This is a genomic window from Actinoplanes sp. NPDC023801, from assembly GCF_040639655.1.
In the GTDB taxonomy this organism is placed as follows: Bacteria; Actinomycetota; Actinomycetes; order Mycobacteriales; family Micromonosporaceae; genus Actinoplanes.
Genome location: NZ_JBFAAI010000002.1, coordinates 58656 through 77053, shown reverse-complemented (window position 1 = coordinate 77053; position 18398 = coordinate 58656). Strand labels below are relative to the sequence as shown.

Sequence of the window (18398 nt, the reverse complement as noted above, 5' to 3'; positions counted from 1 at the left end):
TCACGCGACGGCCTCCCGAGGTGTGCTCGCCAGGACTCTGCGGTACCGCGGCTCGGTCTCGAGCAGCGACGCGTGGGTGCCGTCGGCGACCGCCCGGCCGTTCTCGATCAGCACGACGCGGTCGGCGAGGCCGATGGTGGCCAGCCGGTGGGCGACGACGATCGTGGTGCGGTCGCGCATCAGGTCGCGCAGTGCTTCGTGGATGCCGTGCTCGACGCGGACGTCGATGGCGCTGGTGGCGTCGTCGAGGATGAGCACCGGGGGGTTGACCAGCAGCGCGCGGGCGATGGCGATGCGCTGCCGCTGGCCGCCGGACAGGGTGTAGCCGCGTTCGCCGACCACCGTGTCGTAACCGTGGGGCAGGTCGGTGACGAACCCGTCCGCACCCGCCGCCCGGGCTGCCGCGACGACCTGCTCGCGGGTGGCCGACGGCCGGCCGAAGGCGATGTTGTCGTGCAGCGACACCGAGAACAGGAACGGCTCGTCCGGCACGATCCCGACCCGGTCCCGCAGCGTCGCCAAGGGGTATTCGCGCACGTCGACGCCGTCGACGAGGATCCGCCCGGCCGCCGGATCGTAGAACCGGGCCACGAGCCGTGCCACGGTCGACTTGCCGCTGCCGGTCGCCCCGACCAGCGCCACCGTCTCACCGGGCCGGACGCGCAGATCAAGGCCGTCGAGGGCGACGGTCCCATCGGGGTACGCGAAACGCACGCCCTCGAAACGTACGTCCCCGCGCGGTTCCGGCACGACCGGGGCCGCCGGTTCGACGATGTCCGCGGGGGTGTCCAGGATGTCGTAGATGCGCTGCGCCGAGGCGGCCGCCCGCTGCCCCATCATGATGATCATGCCGAGCATCCGGAACGGCGGCTGCAGCATCAGCACGTAGGAGTTGAACGCCACGATCGTCCCGACCGTCGCGTTCCCGTCCAGGACCATGAGACCGCCGATCAGCAGCACCATGGCCAGCCCCAGCCGGGGCAGGTTGTCCATCACCGGCAGCCACCGGCTGCGGATCCGGGAGTCGGCGGTGTAGGCCCAGCGCACCCCGTCGGCCGCCCTGGCCAGGGTGTTGAGCTGCCGTCGCTCGGCCGCGAACGACTTGACGATCCGCACGCCCTGGATGTTCTCGTCGACCACGGTCGCGACCCCGGCCAGCCTCGACTGGATGAGCCACGAGACCGGGAAGATGGCCTTGCGCATGCGTACGCCGAGCACCGCGATGACCGGCATGGTCAGCATCGCGACCACGGCCAGGGGAGCGTTGATCGACACCATCAGGGCGAAGGCGATACCGGCGATGGTGCACTGGACCAGGATCGACGGGCCGAACGCCAGGTACATCTGCACGGCCCGGATGTCGCTGGTGGCCCGGGAGATCAGCTCACCGGACTGCACCCGGTCGTAGAAGGCGTACGACATCCGCATCATGTGGGCGAAGACGAGGTTGCGCAGGTCGTACTCCATCTCGTACGCGGTGCGCAGCAGGTACAGCCGGGCCAGGAAGTTGATGACGCCCTGGACGACGGCGAGGACCGCGATCAGCCACACGTACTTCTCGAGCCCGTCGGTGCGGTCCACCAGGGCCCGGTCGATGCCGATCCGGATCAGGTCGGGGATCTGCACCTGGACGACGAGGCCGGCGAACGACAGCGCCAGCGAGGTGAGCAGCAGGGCACGGTGGGCGCGGACGATCGGCCATGCGCGCCGCAGCCAGGTCTTCGAAGGATCAGGGTGGATGCCGGCCCTGGGGGCACGGCGTGGGGCTGCGGTCAAGCTCCTGCTCCTTACACCACGGTCGGTCCTTAGCCTAGCTAACGACCTTGGTGGAGGAAAGACCCTCAAGCGCCGGTCGCCGGGACCGATGGATCCGTCATGCTCCGCCGCCTCGCTGCCCTCGCCGCCGTCACGACGCTGACCGTGACCGGGCTCGCCGCTCCCGCCGAAGCCGCCGCCACCACCGCCTGCACGGCGGAGTCCGGCAGCCCGCGCTGTCAGATGTGGACCGGAAAGGTGGACTGGACCCCGGACGGCGACACCATCCGGGTGGACCTCGCCGGGGACGGCGCGAAGAACCTCGTCTCGGTACGGATCCTCGGCATCCAGGCGATGGAGATGAAGACGTATTCGCACCACCCGGAACGGCGGAAGGGCGACTGTCACGCCGTCGCCGCCAACGTGCGCCTCGAGCAGCTGATCAGGGCCGGCGGCGGAACCGTGCGCCTCACCTCGCTGAAGGCCGCCAGCAAGAGCGAGGGCCGGCCGCTGCGCTCGGTCGCGGTCAAGGTAGGCGGGCAGTGGCGTGACGTCGGGGAGCAGCTGGTCCGCGAGGGCCATGTCCTCTGGCAGGCGTGGCCCGGGGAGTGGGCCATGGACGGGGTCTACCACCGAGCCGCGCAGGAGGCCGCCGCCGCCGGCCGTGAACTCTACGACACCGACAGCTGCCGGTCCGGCCCGGCTCAGAGCAGCGGCCTCACCCTGACCGTCAACCCGGACGCCGACGGCGTCGACCAGGAGAACCTCAACGGCGAATATTTCAAGATCCACAATCCGTCGGCCGCGGGCGTCCCGATCGGCGGCTGGTGGGTGCGCGATTCCGGGCTGCGCCGTTACACCCTCCCGGCCGGAACCGTGGTCCCGGCCGGCGGCGACGTCCACGTCCACATCGGCAAGGGGAGGAACACCGCCACCCACAAGTACTGGGGCCTCACGAAGCCGATCTTCACGAACGTCGACCCGGCAAACCACAGCGTCGGCGACGGCGGCTACCTCTTCGACGTCCACGGCGACCTGCGCGCCTGGATGATCTACCCCGAGGTGGGGTGACCGGCGGGTCTCAGGCGGGGCCGGCGTCCCCGTCGCGCCAGTGACGCCGGCACAGCACCCGGTAGGTGACCTCGGCCGCGTCCGAGGTGTCCCCGACCGCCACCTGCGCGCCCGAGCGGGCCACCCGGCCGTCCTCGATCCGCGCGTTCTGCCGCCCCGGGCGGCCGCACCAGCAGGTCACCTCGACCTGCAGGGACACGATGTTGTCGGCCAGCTCCAGCAGCCGCTGCGCGCCCGGGAACAGCCGCGACATGAAGTCCGTCGAGATCGCGTAGCAGTCCACGTCCACGCACAGCTCGTCGACCGCCCAGGCCAGCTGCTCGACCTGCTCGGGTCGCAGGAACTGAGCCTCGTCGACGATCACGAAACCGCCGGCCGGCACCTCGTCGGCGATCAGCACGGTCAGCTCGGTGCCGTCGGTCACCTCGAAGGCGTCCGCCTCGACACCGAGCCGCGACGACATCACCCCGGCCCCGGCCCGGTCCATGCTGGTCAGCAGAATCCCGGGCCGGCCGGCCTGACGGCGGTTGTACGCGTTCTGCAGCGCGAGCGTCGACTTGCCCGCCCCCATGCTGCCGTGGAAGAGCGTCAGCTCGTGAAAGACCGGGGCGAGGGTCCTGGCGCGGGACACGACGGGGGTGCTGACGGTGACCGGTACCAAGGCGAGCCTTCCTCATGACTTTCAGCGGGCCGGTACACGCTACCCGGCCTGCCGGACCTCCGTCGTCCTGGTCACGCCCGCCTGGACGGCCGGGGTCTGTGAACCGGACTGAACGGCCTCGGCCCGGCGGAACGGATCGCCGTACGCCCGGATCGCCTGGCGGGCGAACGCCTGCTGCTGGGTGGCCACCCGCTCCGACCGGCCGCGGCCGAGGAAACTGACGAACCAGTGCAGCACCGCGGTCACCCGGTTCTTGAAGCCGACCAGGTAGAACAGGTGCACCGCCACCCACACCACCCAGGCCGGGAAGCCGGACAGCCGCAACTTCCCGATGCTGGCGACCGCCGAGAAGCGGGAGATCGTCGCCAGGCTGCCCTTGTCGAAGTACCGGAACGGCTGGCCGGTCTCCTTGCCGGCGAGACGGCGCTTGATCTGGCCGGCGGCGTGCCGGCCGCTCTGGATGGCCACCTGCGCCACCCCCGGCAGCGGCTTGCCGTCCTCGCCGGCCAGGTTCATCATGTCGCCGAGCACGAAGATCTCCGGGTGACCCGGCAGGCTGGTGTTCGGCTCGACCTGGATCCGCCCGGCCCGGTCGGTCTTGGCGCCGGTCGCGGCGGCCAGTTTCGCGGCCAGCGCGGGCGCCGCGACCCCGGCCGCCCAGACCTTGGTCATCGCCGGGATGCGCTCGCGCCGGCCGTCCGACTCGACCTCGATGCCGGTCGAGTCGACGGCGACGACCTTAGTGTTGGTACGAACCTCGACACCCAGCTTGTCGAGCTGCTTCTCGGCCTTCGCGGAGAGCTGGTCGCCGAACGTGTTCAGCACGGCACCGACCGCGTCGACCAGCAGGATCCGCGCCTTGCGGGAGTCGATGTGCCGGTACTGCCCGCGCAGCGTGCGGTGGGCCAGCTCGGCGATCTGACCGGCCATCTCGGTGCCGGTGGGCCCCGCGCCGACGACCACGAACGTCATCCAGCGCTCGATCGTCTCCGGGTCGGTGTGCAGGTCGGCGACCTCGAACGCGCCGAAGATCTTGGCACGCAGCTCCAGGGCGTCGTCGATGCTCTTCATGCCGGGTGCGTGGTCGGCGAACTCGTCGTTGCCGAAGTACGACTGGGAGGCGCCCGCGGCGACGATCAGCGTGTCGTACGGGACCGTGTAGTCGATGCCCGGCCCGGCCACCGACACCACCTTCGCCTCCACGTCGACGTCCTGCACCCAGCCGAGCCGGACGTCCACGTTCTTCTGCCGGTGCAGCACCTCACGGATCGGCGGCGCCACCTCGCCCTCGGACAGGATGCCGGTGGCGACCTGATAGAGCAGCGGCTGGAAGAGGTGGTACGCCGTCCCGTTGATCAGGGTGATCTCGACGTCGGCACGGCGCAGCGCCTTGATCGCGAACAGGCCGCCGAAGCCGGCCCCCACCACTACCACTCGATGACTCATCAGTACTCCCTCGCCTCACGGCACCCGGTTACCACCTTGGTATGCCCAGAGCCCGCGGGGAAGTGCGGCTAGGCCAGACGTTGTGTGATATGTCCCAGCCAGCGGGAGACGACGGCCATTTCCGCCGCGTCGAACCCCTCGGACATCTCGGCGTTGAGCTCCCGTACCACCGCCTTCGCCGTGGCCACCGCCTCCCGCCCGGCCGGCGTCAGTGACAGCCGGACCGCCCGCGCGTCGCCCGCATCCGGCGCCTTCGCCACGAAACCGCCCTTCTCCAGGCGGCTGACCAGCCCGCTGATCCCGGACGGCGACGCGCACAGGGCCGCCGCCACGTCACCGACCAGGGCGTCGTCGTGGCCGGCGAGATGAAAGAGCACTCCCGCGCCCGCCGCCCCGATGCCGCTGTCACCGGAGCGGGCGTCGATCCAGCGCCGCACCGAGCGCTCGGCGGTCATCAGGTCGAAGACCAGTCGGTTGTTCACCCGGTCATGGTGTCGCGTTCGCGATCCGCTTCTGCAACCAGGTCAGCAGTTCCGGCCAGAGCGTCTCCCGCGCGCTGCGGCGCATGAACCCGTGGTGACCGATCCGGTTCACGCCCGCCTCCGCCGGCGTGAAGATGCGGCGCTCGACGGACGCGTTCACGAGCCGCTCCGCGAGCCGGTCGACCTGGGCCTGCGTCGCCCACGGGTCGTCGCTCAGCCCGATCACCAGCACCGGCTGGGTGACCTCCGCGGCCCGCTCGGCACCGCGCATCTCCGGGTCGGAGAACAAGTACTCCGGCAGCCGCCCCCAGCCGGACCACTGCCGGACGGCGGCCACCGGGATGTCCTCGCCGAGCCCGAGGCGCCGGGCCGGGACGTAACCCAGCACCGCGGCCAGGGCCGGACCGAGAACGGACAACACCAGGCGTACGCGCAGACGCTCGATCCGGCCGGGAACGGCGGCGATCGACGCGACGTGCGAGGCGACCAGGGCGAACGCTGTCAGGCCGGGCCCGCCTCGCCCCAGGGCCAGCGCGTGCCCGCCGACGCTGTGCCCGACGGCGAGCTGCGGCAGCCCCGGAAAACGGCCGGCGGCCCACGCCGTCACGGCCGGCACGTCCTGTTCGATCCACTGCCGCATGCCGGCGTCCCGGTGGTCGCGCGGCGAACCGGACCGCCCGGTGCCCCGGTAGTCGTAGGTGATCGCGGCGATCCCGTTCTCCGTCAGGTACGTCGCGAACGCGGCGTAGAACCCGGCGGGCGTCGCCGTCGCCGGATGGATCACCACGACCGCAGCCGGCTCGCCGGCCGGCTCGAAGAGGGTTCCGGCGAGCCCGGCGATCTCGATCGAACTATTTCGCATGCGATATAAAGTAACGGACCGGCCGGACGGTCCGCTACGGTGGTCCGCCGTGACCTCCCGATGGCGGCGGCTGGCCGTGTTTCCCCTGGTGGTAGCTTTCCTGACCGGCTGCGTACGCCTCGTCCCGGCATCCGCGGACGATCCCTGCGCCGTGCCGGAGCCGATGCCGTCCGGCGCCCCGGAACGGATCGCGATCGAGCCCGACGATTTCCAGGCCCGGCACGTCGGGCACACCGCGGACGGCCGGCAGTTCTTCCTCACCACGCCGTTCGAACCCGGTGCCCGCGAATTCGTGGCGCTGTATCTTTTCCGGGCGGACGGTATGTTCACCGAGGCCCGGATCGACGCCTTCGACCCCGGCGAACGGGCGGCCGCCGACCGGGCCCACCGCCGGCTGCTCCGGGAGCTCGGTGACGTGACGATCGGCCGGATCTCGGTCGCCCCGTTCGCGGTGGAACGGTTCGGCACCACGTTCGGGCTGATCAGCGCGCCGCCGCAGGGCCCGGACGATGTCTGGTGGGTCACCGCCGAGCCCGGCGACTACATGGCGTTCTCACCGCCGTGGGACTGCGGGACGTACGACACCTGATGTGGGGGAGGCGCACCATGGCGACATCACCGAGGATCGCATCGGTCTCCTGGGGCCGGATGGAGGTCGAGGGCCTCGAACCCGGCAAGGACTTCAAGCTCTACCCCGGTGGCGGCCGGCCGTGGGACTGGAGCGAGACCGGCACCGGGCACAGCCCCGGCATCCAGCCCGCCGACGTCGAGGAACTGCTCGACAACGGGGCCACCGTGGTCGTGCTGTCCCGGGGCATGGAGCACCGCCTCGGGATCGACCCGGCCACCCTCGCGTTCCTGCGCGAGCGCGGTGTCGAGGTCCACGAGGCGGAGACGACCGAGGCGGTCCGGCTCTACAACGAACTGGCCGGAACGCGGCCGGTCGGCGGACTGTTCCACTCCACCTGCTGAGCGCACTCGACCCGCGGCGCCCCTGCTGAGCGCATTCCGTCCGCGGCGCCCCTGCTGAGGGCACTCCCATCCGCTGCGCCCTTCGCCGTTGATCGGCCAAGTGTCCGTTGAAACGTTATTTCGTTCCGGGCCGGCAGGCGGCAGGATGGCGGGGGAGCCGTGCTGAGCGAGGAGTGCCCGGATGACGTACGTGTGCTTCACCCTGCAGGTCGACCCGTCGAGACTCGATGCCTACCGGGAGGCGCACGCCGCCGTCTGGCCGGAGATGCTGCGGGCCCTCGCCGCGACCGGCTGGCACGACTACCGGCTCTTCCTCCGGCCGGACGGCCTGCTGGTCGGCACCCTGCGGACCGACGACTTCGCCGCCGCCCAGGAGGCGATGGCCCGGACCGAGGTCAACGCGCGCTGGCAGGCGGCCATGGCCGAGTTCTTCCCGGCCCTCGGCGAGGCCCGGCCCGACGAGGGCATGCTCGTCCTCGACCAGGTGTTCCACCTGGAGGAGCAGCTCGAACGGCTGTGAGCTCGCGGCCGGCCCTCAGTTCCGGTACACCTCCTCGGCCAGGCCCTCAGTTCCGGTACACCAGGAGCGGGTCGCCGGCCGCCGCCGCCTCCCGGAACACCGCGGTCAGGCGTTCGTAGTTGTCCTCCAGGTACGACAGCGCCCAGTCGGCCTCCCACAGGTCCTCCGGGTAGACGCCGATCGACTCCAGCAGCGCCCGGTCGTAGCCGGTGGCGAGTGCGCTGAACGGCGTGGTGGCCAGGAACCCGGCGGCGGTCGCCACGTCCTCCGCCGGGAGCAGCCGTACCGGATGCGCGCCGGGAAGCCTCTCGCCTCCGTTGATCACATCGACCGGCGGGTTGAGGCCCAGCAGCAGGAAGTGCAGACCGGCCCACGCCCGGTCGACATGACCGCCGGGCAGCCCGTCCACCCGTTCCAGAGCGGCCGTCACGTCGGAGTCCAGCAGTTGTCGCAACTCGTCCAGCTCGGCCGCCGCCGGACGGCGGTAGTAGGTGATCACGCTCATCGCCGGATTGTGCCGGTCGGCCCGGACCGGCGGGCGGCCGTCCCAGCCAACGGGCGGCGAATCCGGTCGGCCCGCAGAGGCGGCCGTCTCAGGCAACGGGCAGCGAACCCACAGACCGGCGTGGAAGTGGCGGCCTACGCTGGAATCCGGACGGCGCGCTGGACTCGCGGGCCAGGTCAGCGGAGGAGACTGCGGTGGGGTTCGTCAAACGGTTCGTGCTCTCGATGGTCGCGTCGAAGCTTCAACGGATGTCCCACGGGCGGCACAACCCGGCGATCGACGGGCTGCTGCGAGAGGTCAACCACCGGATCGCCCGGCAGCACGGACACGGCTACCACCACCCGGGCGCCTACGGGCACCCGGGCGCCTACGGGCATCACGGCCACTACCGGCACCACGGCCACTACCGTCGCCGGCGCTGGTTCTAGGACCGTCTCCGCCGGCCCGGGAACACGGCCTGGCGGATGCGCCGCCTCTCCTTCACCCTGGAGCCGGGTGGAGTGAAGGAGGCGAGCGATGGCCGCCACGTCGATCTCCGGTGTCCCGCGGGGCCCGCTCCGGCCGGGTGGCAACAGGGCCGGGCGATGACCGGGACTGGGACTCTCCGCGATCGTGGTCGCGCTGATGAACATGTTCCTGGTCGGCCGGTACACCCGGGGCGACGGGGAGACCGGCCGCGCCGAACTGCTGCCCGGCGCGGGCGTCCCGTGCGCTCGCTTCGGTCACCGGGCTGGCGTGGCGGCTGCAGCGTGGTGCGCTCGCCGGCTGGGTGGCCGGTGTGGCGCTGCTCGGGACGGGGTACGGCTCGCTCCGCGACACCATCGAGCAGTTCGTGATCGACAACCCGGGAGGTGGCCGCGTACCCGCCCGGCGGGGCGGACCGGATCGCCGATGCGTACCTGGCGCTGACGATCACCGTGGGGGCGCTGCTGGCCGTCACCGCGGTGGCCGCCGCCCTGGTTCTGGCCGGTGTCGCCGGATTCCGCCGTCGAGACGCGGGTTGTTGAGATACCGGCCGGCGTGGACCGGCTACGCGTCAGTGGTGCCGTCCGGGTGCCGATAGGTAGCAGGTGGAGGACCGGTCGGAAGGTGGTACGGAACGGGAGCGCGTCGCGGTCCTGCGTGAGTACCACCTGTTCGACACCCCGCCCGCCGCCGAGCTGCAGGCCGTCGTCCGGGTCGCGGCCGAGATCGCCGGGGTACCCACCGCCACGCTCAACCTGCTCGACGACCTCACGCAGTACCAGCTGAGCACGGCCGGGTTCGCGGGGCAGCGGTGCGCGCGCGAGGACTCGATGTGCGCGGTACGGCTGGGCCGCCGGGAGTTCGTGCACGTCGTCGACGCCCGCGAGGAACCCGACTACCGGGACAACCCGTGGGTGACCGGGGCGCTGGGCCGCCTCGTGTTCTACGCGTCGGCGCCGCTGATCACACCGGGCGGGCATGTGATGGGCACCCTCTGCGTCTTCGACACCCGGCCGCGGCGCCTGAGCGAGGAGCAGATCGAGCGGCTCCGGGATCTGGCCGGGATCATCGTGGCGTTCTTCGAACGGCGGCGGCAGTCCCGGCTCGCGGCCCGGCTCAGGGCTACCATCCACGCCCGCGAACAGTGGACCCGTACCGTGTTGGACAGCCTCGACGAGGCGGTGATCGGGGTCACCGCCGACGGCCGGGGCACGCTTGTCAACCGCGCGGCCCGCGAGCTGCACCCGGAATCCGGCAAGGCCCAGGGCCCGGCCGGTTCGGCCCGCCGCTACCGGTTGTACGAGCCGGACGGGCGGACCCCGGTCCCGGACGACGAGGTGCCGCTCGTGGCGGTGATGCGCACCGGCCAGCCGGTCACCGGCCGGGAGATGGTGATCCGGGAACGGGGCCGGGAACCACGGTCGGTGCGCGCGAACGCGGCGCCGCTGCGAGCCGCCGACGGGTCGGTGAGCGGCGCCGTGGTCGCCCTGCACGACATCACCGCGGAACAGGCCCGCCGGCGGATCATCGGGGAGGCGCACGAACGTCTGGCCGCGGCGAACACCGAGCTGCGCCGGTCGAACGCCGACCTAACCGACTTCGCCGGAGCGGTCAGCCACGACCTGGTCGCCCCGCTCGCCGCTGTCGGCGGATATCTGGAACTGCTCGGGGACTGCGACGACATCGGTGTGGACGACCCGGAACGGCGCCAGCGGGTGGGTGAGTGGGCCGAGGTGGCGGCGCGGGCGGTCACCCGGATGCGGGAGCTGATCGACGCCCTGCTCGACTACGCGCGGGCCGGCAGTGCCCCGGTGCGTGCTCTGTCCGTACGGCTGGATGAAGTTTTTGATCAGGTTCTGCACGACCTGGCTCCGGCGATCGATGCCGCCGGCGCGCGGATCGACGTGGCCGGCCCGTTGCCGGTCGTGATCGGTGATCCGGTCCTGCTCCGGCAGCTGCTGCAGAATCTGATCAGCAACGCGGTGAGATACCGGCAGCCGGACCGGCCGTGCCTGATCGACGTGCGCGGTGACGGCGGCCTCCTCCGGATCGCCGACAACGGCATCGGTATCCCGCAGGACCGCCGGGAGGAGGTCTTCGACATGTTCGGCCGTGCCGGCGACAGTCGGACGGGGCACGGCATCGGGCTCTCCAGCTGCCTGCGGATCGTCGAACGGCACAGCGGAACCATCACGATCGAGGACACTCCGGGCGGCGGTGCCACCGTCATCGTCGCGATCGGGACCTGAAAGGGTCAGATCCGGGCGGATGCTGCCGATGGAGATCAGGTGGATCTGGCTGAGCGTGTGTCGGAACGGGAGCGTCAGCGCCTCGCCGCACTGCACGAGTACCGGCTGCTCGACTCGCCCGCCGGCGACGAACTGGAGGCGGTCGTACGGGTCGCGGCCACCGTGGCCGGGGTGCCGCACGCCACGCTCAACCTGATCGACGAGAACCGGCAGTGCCAGCTCACCACGGTCGGCTTCGAGGGCGCCGACTCGGACCGTTCCGACTCGATGTGCGCCATCCGGTTCGAGACCGGCCGGTTCACCTATCTGCAGGATGCCGGCACCGATCCCGTCTACCGGGACAATCCGTGGGTGACCGGGGTGCTGGCCTCGGTCCGGTTCTACGCGTCGTTCCCCCTGGTCACGCCGGAAGGGCATGCCCTCGGGTCGCTCTGCGTCTTCGACCGGGAACCGGGCGAGCTGTCCGGCGAGCAGATCGCCCGCCTGCAGGACCTGACCCAGATCATCCTGGCGCTGTTCGAGCGGCGCCGCCAGGCCCGGATCAACGCCGAGCTGGCCGAACTGGCCGAGGAACGGCAGCGGTGGACCGACACGCTGCTGGAGACCATCGACGTGGCGGTGGCCGCGGCCGACCAGGAGGGGCGGCTGACCCTGTTCAACCGGGCCGCGCGCGAGTGGCACGGGAGGGATGCCGACCCCGGCCTCGCCCCGGCCGAGCTCCCCGGGCACTACGGGCTTTTCGAGACCGACGGGCGTACGCCCCTGGCACCGCACCGCATGCCGCTGATGCGGGCCCTGCACGACGGCGCCGTCAAGGACGCCGAGATCGTCATCAAGGGTGTCGACCGTGCGCCGGTGCACGTCAGCGTCAGCGGCCGCGCCCTGATCGGGCCGTCCGGCGAGCCGCAGGGAGCGGTCGTCGCGATGACCGACGTCACCAGCGCCCGCGCGCAGCAGCGGGCGATCGAGGACGCCCGGCGTGAGCTCGCCGCCGCCAACGCCGACCTGCGCCGCTCCAACGCCGACCTGAGCAACTTCGCCGGCGCGGTCAGCCACGACCTGGTCAGCCCGCTGACCGCGGTGAACGCGTACCTGGAACTGATCGCCGAGGAGGTGGAGGGCAGGCCGCGGCAGTGGGCCGAATCCGCCTGCCGGGCGGTCATCCGGATGCGGGACCTGATCCGGGCCCTGCTCGACTACGCCCAGGCCGGCAGCGCCCCGGTGCGTCGCGAGCCGGCCGACCTCACCGCCATCTTCGAGCACGTCCGCGTCGATCTGCGCCCGGCCGCCGAGGCCGCCGGAGCCGAGATCACCGCGACCGGCACGCTTCCGGCGGTGGCCGGCGACCCGGTACTGATCCGTCAGCTGCTGCAGAACCTGATCGGCAACTCGATCAAATACCGCGATCCGTCGCGGCCGTGCCGGGTCACGGTGACCGCCGAGCGGGCCGGCGGGGGATGGACGGTGGCGGTCGCCGACAACGGTCTGGGCATCCCGCCCGAGCAGCGACGGCGCGTCTTCGAGATGTTCACCCGGCTCGGCACCGCGACGGCGGGCGGGCACGGGATCGGTCTCTCCACCTGCTGGCGGATCGTGGAACGGCACGGCGGCGACATCCGGGTGGACGAGACCCCCGGCGGCGGCACCACCGTGTTGTTCACCCTCCCCGGCCCGGCCTCAGAAGAGAGGTGACCGGCCCTTGTAGCCGGTGCCGATGCGCACCCCGGCGCCGAGGATCCGCCCGTTGCCCCGGAACAGCGTCAGGTTGCCGGTCGACGACTGCACCGCGGCCAGGTCGGTGTACCCGTCCCGGTCGAAGTCGCCGACACCGAGGAAGTCGCGGAAACCGGCCGCCGAACCGATCCGTACCGGGCTCTTGAAGCCACCGGACTTACCGGGGAACAGGTACAGGCCGTTGTTGCTGTTGAGCTTGAGCACGAGGTCCGGGAAGCCGTCGCGGTCGAAGTCGCCGGCGCCGGTGAACTCGCTGCGCTTGGTCCAGTCGCCGTAGGCCAGCGCCTTGCGTGCCCCGAACCGGGCACCCTTCTGCCCCGGATAGAGGTACACGTTGCCGTTGCTGGTCTGCACGGCGAGCAGGTCCGGGTAGCCGTCCCGGTTGAAGTCACCGATCGAGGTCAGCTCGCGCATGTGCCCGAAGTTCTTGTACAGCTGCTTGCGGGTACCGAACTTGCCGCTCGACAGGCCGGGGTAGAACCAGACCGCCCCGGCGCCGGTGCGGGCGATCAGGTCGGCGTGACCGTCCCGGTTGAGATCCATCCGCAGCAGCGCGTTCGCCGACTTGTACGCCCCGACCTTGGTGCGGGCGCTCTCGGTGACGTGGTTGCCGTTGCCCGGGTACGCGAACAGGTTACCGGTCGACGAGGTGCGGGCCAGGACGTCCGACCAGCCGTTGCGGTTCCAGTCGGACAGCTTGGCGGCGGGCAGCCGGGCGAAGTCGAGGTAGTCGTTGTCGATGTTGATGGTGACGCCGCCCCACGTCTCCTGGTGGGCGCCGCGGTACTGCTTCATCCGCCGTTTCGGCTGCCAGTAGGACGCCGGGATGACCTTGTCGGTGACCGTGACGACCTGGTCCCAGCGGGCGAAGTCGACGTAGTCGGGCCGCACGTAGCCGGGCTGGTGGTAGACGGCCACCTGGTCGGCGATGCCGGAGGCGGCGCTGGAGTAGTAGCCGGAGAAGTAGCCGAAGTCGTGCAGCCGGGCCGACCACGCGCTCATGAACTGCAGCACACCGTTGCGGCAGGCGGCGTCGTTCGTCCGGTACGACTCCATGTCGTAGATCAGCACGCTCTCCCGGGCGAGCCCGAGAGCGGTGGCCTGCCGGACGGCGTCCTCGGCGGTGGCCCGGCCCTGCGCGGCCGCCTTCGTGTTGTCGATCAGGTTCCGCTTGCCGGTGATCGTGGTGCAGCTGGCCTGCGGGCCGACGTAGAGCGGGATCAGCCGCCAGCCCCGGTTGACCTGCTCGCGTACCCAGCCGGCGGTCAGGTTCTTCTGCGTGCATCCGCGGTTGTTGCCGCCGAAGTAGATGCCGGCCGCCCGGTACGGCGACGACTTGAGCCACGCGGCCATCGCCTCGCTCGACGGGGCGGTGCAGGCGTCGAACCCGTAGCCGGTGAAGTTGCCCGGCTGCGGCGCGAGCGCGGTGGCGGCACCCGCATTGCCGTTGATCAGGGCCAGCGGGCTCAGCGAGATCGTCACGACCACCGCAGCGAGAAGCCGCCTCCGGTATCTGACGACGCCGGCGGTGAACTTTCGCAACATAGGGACCTGCTTCGTCGACTGGGAAGGCCCATCGAGGTAAACAGATGGATCAAGCCGGGCACAGGGCCGATCGGCTGGTTGTCCGCTGTCCGAAAAGGCCAAGACCGTCCGTGATCCGGCGGGCCGGTTTCGCCCCGGAAATCCGTCGCCGTCCGGCCCGGGCCCACGCGTAGCCGGTGATTCGGTCCGCGGACACGCCTCGGCCACCCGCCGTTAACCTGCGCGGACCACCATCCGGCGATGACCGCTGTTCTCGCACCCACCCGGGCCCTGCTGGCGCGGGCCGTCGCCGAGTCCCTGATCGGTGACAGCGGCAATCGCTGGCGGCACACCGCCGGTGTGGCCGAGAAGGCGGGTGAGCTCGCCGACCGGCTCGGCCTCGACCCGGACGTCCTGGTGGCGGCCGCGTGGCTGCACGACGTCGGCTATGCGGCGCCGATCGCGCTGACCGGTTTCCACCCGCTCGACGGTGCCGTGCACCTGAGCGCCGAGGGCTGGCCGGCCCGGATCGCCGGACTGGTCGCTTTCCACTCCGGCGCCCGGTTCGTGGCCGCGGCCCGCGGTCTCGGCGAGCAGCTGGCGGCGTTCCCCGACGAGCGCAGCCTGATGGCCGACGCGCTGACGTACGCCGACCAGACGACCGGCCCCAGCGGCCTGCGGGTCGACCCGGAGGCGCGCTACACCGAGATGCTGCTGCGCCACGGTCCCTGCTCGTGGAACGCGAAGGTCGACGGCGCCCGCCGCCCGCACCTGCGTGGGGTCACGGCCCGCGTCGAGCACGCGCTAGCCGCCTAGGGCCCTCAGGAAACCGGCGAGCGCCTGCCGGTACGGCCCGAGCGTGCGCAGGTCGACATACTCCTCCGGCCCGTGCTGCCCGTCGCCGCCCGGCCCGAAGATGACCGCGTCCACGCCCTCCGCCGAGTAGAAGCGCCCGTCGGCCGCCCCGTGCTTGCGCAGCAGCGACCCGTCGAAGCCGGCATCGCGTGCCGCCGCCTGCAACAGCCGCACCTCGGGGCTGTCCGGATCGGCGTGATGCGGCGCTCCGACGGCCTCCACCACCACGTCGGCCTCACCACCCGTGACGGCCCGCAGGTGGGCCGCCACCTCGTCGGGCCCGCGCCCGGCGAGATCGGGGTCCGACGGCGGGAACCGGATGTCGAGCAGCGCCGACGCCGCGGCCGGCACCACGTTGGCGGCCCGGTTCGGGGTCTCGATCCGGGCCACGTTGACGGTCGTCACCCATTCCTCCGCGGCCGGCACCGGATAGCGGTCGAGCAGCCGCCGCACCGCCCCGGTCACCGTCAGCAGCGCGTTGGAGCCGAGCCACGGGTAGGCGGCGTGCGCGGTGCGGCCGGTCGCCGACAGCCGGGCCCGGATGATGCCCTTCGACTCGGTGACCACCCGCAGGCCGCTCTGCTCACCGATGACGACGAACCCGGCCCGGACCCCCTGCGCCACCTGGTACCCGGTCCCGTCGAAGCCGCCCACCTCCTCGTCGGTGACGAGCTGCAGCCCGAGCCCGTACGGCAGCGTGCCGGCCACCTCCCGGAACACCCGGGCCATCACCAGGGCAGCGGCCTTCATGTCGTGGGTGCCGCGCCCGTAGAGGCGGTCGCCGTCGAGCCGGGCGGTGAACTGGTGCGGCTCGCCGGGAACCACGTCCAGGTGCGCGTTGAGGATCACCCGCGGTGGCAGGCCGTCGCGGGTGACGAGCGCGCTCGGCTTGCCACCGGACTCGAACCGGCGTATCCGGAAGCCGGGGCCGGCGACGGCGAGCACCAGTTCCAGCGCGCGCCGCAGGTCGTCCGGGCGATCGGCGGTCGAGCGGATCCCGATCAGCTCGGCAAGCTGCTCCATCGGCCGAACCTACCGCGGGATCCGTTCACCCGCCTCGATCGCGACGGCGAGCCTGTTGCCGGCCGGCGGCAGCGGGCAGGTGGCGAACTCGGTGTAGGCGCACGGCAGGTTCGTGGCCCGGTTGAAGTCCAGCTCGACGGCACCGTCCGCGGCGGGCGGGGCGATGAACAGGCTCCGGTTCGCGGCGTAGGTGGTCAGCCCGGACGTCGCGTCGGTGAACAGCACGAACAGCGACCCCGGCGCCGCACCGTTGAACACGGTGAGCGAGAACGTCTTCCCGCCGATCCCGAACTCGACCCGGCCCGGTGACTCGTAGACGTGCTCGATGCCCTCGGCGACCGAACCCACGGTGATCGGCTCCGGCTCGTCGAACGGCAGGTAACGCCCGGCCACCACCCACTTCTCGTCGGCGGGGTAGGCGGGTGTGCCGGGGTAACCGGTCAGCACCGGGTTCGCCGGGTTCCGTGGCCGCACCACGTCGTACCCGCCACGGCGGGCGATCTCGATGCGGATGTCGCCGTGTTCCACGGTGCGGTCGGCGCGCTCGGCAAGCGGCTCGAACGTGTGCGTGCCGGTGACGGTGGCGCCGTCCACGACGATCGACTCGCCGCCGCCGAGCGCCACGGTCACGCCGGCCGGGCTGGTGCTCCACTCACCCGGCGCGTCCGGGAAGCTCCGCGGCTCCTCGGTGAGCCAGTGCAGGCCGGTGATGGAGAGGAAGCCGTGCGGGTCGGCGCGCCGTTGCTCGTGGCCGGCGTGCCATTGGTCCCACTGCTCCTGGAACGAGGTCGTCATGGAGCATGACCCTAATCTCTACTTGCGGCATGGGATATGGCCGTGCGCTGTGACTTCTGCTAATTTCGACGGCAGGTCATGAGTGCCAGCGCGAAGCCCCGGCTTGCTGGCCGGCAACCCTTCCGTTCGCGACGGGGTGCCCCGGGTGAGGACCGGGCCGGTGTCGCCCGACACCGGCAAACGGCGAACCCGTGGAGGCGCGGTCATGTCCTTTTCCCCTCTCGATGTCATCGGTGACGGCAGCGACTTCGTGCACCTCGACTACGCGGCCTCGGCCCCCTGCGTGCGGGCGGCCGCCGACGCCGTCGCGGATCTGCTGCCGCGGTACGGCAGCGTGCACCGGGGCACCGGGGTGCGGTCACAGGCGTCCACCGTCGCGTACGAACTCGCGCGCGACGTGGTCGCCGAGTTCACCGGAGCCCGCCCCGGCGACACGGTGATCTTCACCCGGAACACCACTGACGCGCTGAACCTGCTGGCCCGCGCCCTTCCGCCGGGCACCACGACGGTGCACTTCGACGGCGAGCACCACGCCAACCTGCTGCCCTGGCCGAACCCGCTGCGCCTGCCCGCCCCGGCCTCACCGGACGAGGCGGTCAGCGCGCTCAAGTCGGCGCTCGACGGTCTGACCGGCCCGGCCGTGCTGACGGTCACCGGGGCGAGCAACGTGACCGGCGAGCTGTGGCCGGTCCGGGAACTCGCCGGCGTGGCCCACTCGTACGGCGCCCGCGTGATCGTCGATGCCGCCCAGCTGGCCCCGCACGTGCCCGTCGACCTCGACGACCTGGACGCCGACTATCTGGCCTTCTCCGGTCACAAGCTGTACGCCCCGTTCGGCGCCGGAGTGCTCGCCGGCCGATCCGACTGGCTGGACGCGGCCGACCCGTACCTGGCCGGTGGCGGTGCCAGCGCTGCCGTCGGTGACCGGCCCGGTGATCTGACCTGGGCGACGGGGGCGGCCCGGCACGAGGGCGGTACCCCCAACCTGCTCGGCGCCGTGGCGCTGGCCGCCGTCTGCGAGGCCCTCACCACGGCCGGCCGGCACGAGGTGCGCGTCCACGAGCAGAAGCTGCTGGCCCGGCTCCGTGCGGGTCTGACCCGGGTGCCCGGCGCGACCGAGGTCAGCCTGTTCGGCCCGGACCACCCGCGGGTCGGCATCGTGTCGCTGGCCCTGCCGGGGCACGACCCGGCCGAGGTGGCCCGCCGGCTGGGGCGGGAGCACGGCATCGGCGTCCGGGCCGGGCAGTTCTGCGCCCATCCGCTGGTCCGCCGGCTGTCCGGGGCCGGCCGGACCGGCGCCTGCGGTGACGGCGTGCCCGGCCTGCTGCGCATCAGCTTCGGCCTGGGCAGCACCGGAACCGACGTGGACCGGGTGGTGACCGCGCTGGCCGCCGTGCTGGCAACGGAATCCGGGACTGATCGCACCTGAGCCACGGCCGCCGACTTCGACCGGATGCTCAAAGCCTGCTTCGAGGGAGT

The 18398-nt window shown here is 71.7% G+C and carries 19 protein-coding genes and 1 riboswitch; of the genes, 10 read left to right on the top strand and 9 right to left on the bottom strand.

The features are described from left to right. On the bottom strand, nucleotides 1-1776 hold the full coding sequence (locus AB0G04_RS04880) for an ABC transporter ATP-binding protein (RefSeq protein WP_360976503.1): 1776 nt from the start codon (nucleotides 1774-1776) through the stop codon (nucleotides 1-3). Between the two features lie 99 nt (nucleotides 1777-1875). On the opposite strand from AB0G04_RS04880, the gene AB0G04_RS04875 reads away from it, so the two are divergent. After that, on the top strand, nucleotides 1876-2826 hold the full coding sequence (locus AB0G04_RS04875; RefSeq protein ID WP_360976500.1) for a lamin tail domain-containing protein: 951 nt from the start codon (nucleotides 1876-1878) through the stop codon (nucleotides 2824-2826). A 10-nt stretch (nucleotides 2827-2836) separates the two neighbouring features. On the opposite strand, the gene AB0G04_RS04870 is transcribed toward AB0G04_RS04875, so the two are convergent. The 4 genes from AB0G04_RS04870 to AB0G04_RS04855 all read right to left on the bottom strand — a co-directional run bounded on the left by AB0G04_RS04870 (nucleotide 2837) and on the right by AB0G04_RS04855 (nucleotide 6277). After that, entirely contained in the window at nucleotides 2837-3457 is a 621-nt protein-coding gene (locus AB0G04_RS04870) for a thymidine kinase (RefSeq protein WP_360976497.1), read from the bottom strand. 69 nt (nucleotides 3458-3526) lie between these two features. Beyond that, the gene (locus tag AB0G04_RS04865; protein WP_360976494.1) at nucleotides 3527-4933 is read right to left on the bottom strand and encodes an NAD(P)/FAD-dependent oxidoreductase; all 1407 of its coding nucleotides are present in this window, start codon (nucleotides 4931-4933) and stop codon (nucleotides 3527-3529) included. Nucleotides 4934-5001: 68 nt separating this feature from the next. Then, complete coding sequence (locus AB0G04_RS04860; protein WP_360976491.1) at nucleotides 5002-5415, bottom strand: MarR family winged helix-turn-helix transcriptional regulator; 414 nt, start codon at nucleotides 5413-5415, stop codon at nucleotides 5002-5004. 4 nt (nucleotides 5416-5419) lie between these two features. Next, nucleotides 5420-6277, bottom strand: coding sequence for an alpha/beta hydrolase (locus tag AB0G04_RS04855; RefSeq protein WP_360976488.1), 858 nt, complete (start codon nucleotides 6275-6277; stop codon nucleotides 5420-5422). A gap of 49 nt (nucleotides 6278-6326) precedes the next feature. Here AB0G04_RS04855 and AB0G04_RS04850 point away from each other — a divergent pair, with 49 nt between their 5' ends. The 3 genes from AB0G04_RS04850 (at nucleotide 6327) to AB0G04_RS04840 (ending at nucleotide 7769) form a co-directional block, all read left to right on the top strand. Beyond that, complete coding sequence (locus AB0G04_RS04850) at nucleotides 6327-6866, top strand: hypothetical protein (protein ID WP_360976485.1); 540 nt, start codon at nucleotides 6327-6329, stop codon at nucleotides 6864-6866. Between the two features lie 17 nt (nucleotides 6867-6883). Further along, nucleotides 6884-7249, top strand: a complete 366-nt coding sequence (locus tag AB0G04_RS04845) for an Mth938-like domain-containing protein (RefSeq protein WP_360976482.1) — start codon at nucleotides 6884-6886, stop codon at nucleotides 7247-7249. A gap of 181 nt (nucleotides 7250-7430) precedes the next feature. Then, on the top strand, nucleotides 7431-7769 hold the full coding sequence (locus AB0G04_RS04840) for an L-rhamnose mutarotase (protein WP_360976479.1): 339 nt from the start codon (nucleotides 7431-7433) through the stop codon (nucleotides 7767-7769). A gap of 46 nt (nucleotides 7770-7815) precedes the next feature. Here the strand turns inward: AB0G04_RS04840 and AB0G04_RS04835 are convergent, their stop codons facing one another. Then, a complete protein-coding gene (locus AB0G04_RS04835) occupies nucleotides 7816-8274 on the bottom strand; it encodes a DUF1877 family protein (RefSeq protein ID WP_360976476.1) in 459 nt (152 codons plus the stop codon). Between the two features lie 194 nt (nucleotides 8275-8468). Here AB0G04_RS04835 and AB0G04_RS04830 point away from each other — a divergent pair, with 194 nt between their 5' ends. From AB0G04_RS04830 to AB0G04_RS04815, 4 genes are all read left to right on the top strand, one after another. Beyond that, a complete protein-coding gene (locus AB0G04_RS04830; protein ID WP_360976473.1) occupies nucleotides 8469-8702 on the top strand; it encodes a hypothetical protein in 234 nt (77 codons plus the stop codon). Nucleotides 8703-9125: 423 nt separating this feature from the next. Further along, nucleotides 9126-9281 carry a hypothetical protein gene (locus AB0G04_RS04825; protein ID WP_360976470.1) on the top strand — a complete coding sequence of 52 codons (156 nt, stop codon included), beginning with the start codon at nucleotides 9126-9128 and terminating at the stop codon, nucleotides 9279-9281. Between the two features lie 63 nt (nucleotides 9282-9344). Next, complete coding sequence (locus tag AB0G04_RS04820; RefSeq protein ID WP_360976467.1) at nucleotides 9345-10988, top strand: ATP-binding protein; 1644 nt, start codon at nucleotides 9345-9347, stop codon at nucleotides 10986-10988. Between the two features lie 39 nt (nucleotides 10989-11027). Next, nucleotides 11028-12680, top strand: coding sequence for an ATP-binding protein (locus AB0G04_RS04815; protein WP_360976464.1), 1653 nt, complete (start codon nucleotides 11028-11030; stop codon nucleotides 12678-12680). Here the strand turns inward: AB0G04_RS04815 and AB0G04_RS04810 are convergent. Next, nucleotides 12666-14267 carry a glycoside hydrolase domain-containing protein gene (locus tag AB0G04_RS04810; RefSeq protein ID WP_360976461.1) on the bottom strand — a complete coding sequence of 534 codons (1602 nt, stop codon included), beginning with the start codon at nucleotides 14265-14267 and terminating at the stop codon, nucleotides 12666-12668. The two genes, AB0G04_RS04815 and AB0G04_RS04810, sit on opposite strands and share 15 nt — an antisense overlap. Before the next feature lie 240 nt (nucleotides 14268-14507). Here AB0G04_RS04810 and AB0G04_RS04805 point away from each other — a divergent pair, with 240 nt between their 5' ends. Beyond that, entirely contained in the window at nucleotides 14508-15062 is a 555-nt protein-coding gene (locus AB0G04_RS04805; RefSeq protein WP_360976458.1) for an HD domain-containing protein, read from the top strand. Here AB0G04_RS04805 and AB0G04_RS04800 read toward each other — a convergent pair. Both AB0G04_RS04800 and AB0G04_RS04795 read right to left on the bottom strand, forming a co-directional pair. Continuing rightward, entirely contained in the window at nucleotides 15051-16124 is a 1074-nt protein-coding gene (locus AB0G04_RS04800) for a M20/M25/M40 family metallo-hydrolase (protein WP_360976455.1), read from the bottom strand. The genes AB0G04_RS04805 and AB0G04_RS04800 overlap by 12 nt on opposite strands. Before the next feature lie 9 nt (nucleotides 16125-16133). Continuing rightward, complete coding sequence (locus AB0G04_RS04795) at nucleotides 16134-16919, bottom strand: DUF1684 domain-containing protein (RefSeq protein WP_360976452.1); 786 nt, start codon at nucleotides 16917-16919, stop codon at nucleotides 16134-16136. A gap of 74 nt (nucleotides 16920-16993) precedes the next feature. Next, nucleotides 16994-17108, top strand: a riboswitch (SAM riboswitch). 16 nt (nucleotides 17109-17124) lie between these two features. Here AB0G04_RS04795 and AB0G04_RS04790 point away from each other — a divergent pair. Then, on the top strand, nucleotides 17125-18348 hold the full coding sequence (locus tag AB0G04_RS04790; protein ID WP_360976449.1) for an aminotransferase class V-fold PLP-dependent enzyme: 1224 nt from the start codon (nucleotides 17125-17127) through the stop codon (nucleotides 18346-18348). Nucleotides 18349-18398: the final 50 nt, after the last annotated feature.